2 protein-coding genes are annotated in these 1,792 nt (G+C 62.9%); one reads left to right on the top strand and one right to left on the bottom strand.

The genetic code is table 11. The features are described 5' to 3' along the window. Positions 1 to 237: 237 nt before the first annotated feature. Positions 238 to 1,113: a manganese catalase family protein gene (locus tag AWB80_RS42685; protein ID WP_061180600.1), complete on the bottom strand. Its 876-nt coding sequence runs from the start codon at positions 1,111 to 1,113 to the stop codon at positions 238 to 240. Positions 1,114 to 1,439: 326 nt separating this feature from the next. Between AWB80_RS42685 and AWB80_RS42680 the strand changes: the two genes are divergently transcribed. Further along, on the top strand, positions 1,440 to 1,792 hold a 353-nt coding region (locus AWB80_RS42680; RefSeq protein WP_208635779.1), incomplete at its 3' end, for a YhjD/YihY/BrkB family envelope integrity protein.

Below are 1,792 nucleotides of genomic sequence, written 5' to 3'. Positions count from 1 at the left end.
GCCGTAGACGGCATCGGCATCGAAGCCGCAGATGGCCAGCACCATGCTGATGGCGTCGGTCGTATCCACGTAATCGTCGACGACGAGCACCCGCGGCGTTCCGGTCGCGACCTTTGTTCTGCGCGTCCAGATCGCGCACTTCGGCACCAGGTTTTCGCTCGCGGCAGTCATGATCGGTTCGCGCCTCTATAACGACGCAAGCGGCGCTGCCGCGAGTTGCAGCAGCGCCGCCCGGTCTTACACCTCGTTGGCTTTTCCAGTGCCCAGGTCGGCGCCGGTCGTCGGCTGGGCGGACGGATCCGAAGCCGTGCGCGATGCCATCGCCTGCAGCACTTCGACTTCGCGTTCGGTCACGGTTACGGTCGCCGTCCCATCGCCGCCATCGACGGCGGGTTGCGGATCTTCGACGAACTGCCAGTCGCCGCCTTCATTCCATGGTCCGCGCGCGTCATTGCCCTTCGACATGTTGAAGTAGACGCTCGTGAACTCCGGCTCGCCCGGCAGCTTGCCTTGCGGGAAGTTCGGCTGGATCGAGTGAAGCGCTTTTTCGAAGGATTTCTGGTGCGCGATTTCGCGCGTCATCAAAAAGCCCAGTGCTTCCTTGATGCCCGGATCGTCCGTCACGTTGATAAGACGTTCATAGACGATCTTCGCGCGCGCCTCCGCGGCGATGTTCGAGCGCAGGTCTGCTGTCGGCTCGCCGATGGTGTCGATATAAGCGGCGGTCCAAGGCACGCCTGCGGAATTGGTGAGGGCAGGGCCACCGCCATAGAGCAGCGCGGTGGTATGCGAATCGTTGCCGCCGCCCGTGAGCGACCGATACAACTCGGCTTCCGATTCCACCGCTTCCGCGAGCTGGCCCTTCGCACCCTTGTTCAGCATCGCGACGATTGAGCCGATGACTTCGAGATGGCTGAGTTCTTCGGTCGCGATATCGAACAACAGGTCCTTGCGGCCTGGATCGTCTTCGCCGACAGCTTGCGTGAAGTACCGGCACGCGGCAGCCAGTTCGCCCTGCGGCCCGCCGAACTGCTCGAGCAGCAGATTGGCGAGACCCGGATTGGGCGTACTCACGCGGACGGTGTATTGCAGACGCTTGTTATGCACGAACATTTGGACGACTCCTTTTTTTGGAGCGCACGAAACCCTTCACGGTCTCGGCGCGAATCATCAAGGTTGAATGGTTTTGCTCGCAGCGACCAAGAGGACGTCGAAGCGTCGCTTACGGCCGTGCTGCTGCGAGCCTCAGCGCGAAGAGATCGCACCGGCGTATCGCGGAGGAAGCCGCGTCGTGGAAAGGGAGGCCGACTGTCCGGATCGAGTCCGCGACATCGGCCTGAATGGGAATCAGCAACGCGTATGCCAAGCGGCCCGCCCAATGTCCACGGCCGGGCACCGTCGATGCTGGATGTCCAGCGGATGGATCAACGGAGACAACCATGGACGTCAAATCGCTGATGGGCCGAACCTTTGCATGGCCCGCACGCACGTTCAAACGCTTCAGCGCGGATCGCGCCGCGCCGATGGCCGCGAGCATCGCGTTCTATTCCGCATTTTCGCTCGCGCCGACGCTCGTCATGGTGATCGCCGTCGCCGGCCTCGTGTTCGGTGCGGAGGCCGCTCGCGGTCAGCTATTTGATCAGATCAGCGGCATGCTCGGAAAGGATGCCGCGGCGAGCGTGCAGGCGATTGTCGAGCACGCGCACCGGAGCGGCGGAAGTGGCATTGCGGCGGTGATCTCGTTCGTACTGCTGGCCGTGGGCGCATCGGCGACATTCTCGTCGTTGAACAC

Origin of the sequence: Caballeronia pedi (genome assembly GCF_001544915.2) — a bacterium.
Lineage (GTDB): Bacteria > Pseudomonadota > Gammaproteobacteria > Burkholderiales > Burkholderiaceae > Caballeronia > Caballeronia pedi.
Note: the sequence above shows the minus strand (reverse complement) of the source record. Positions and strands in the feature narration are given on the sequence as shown.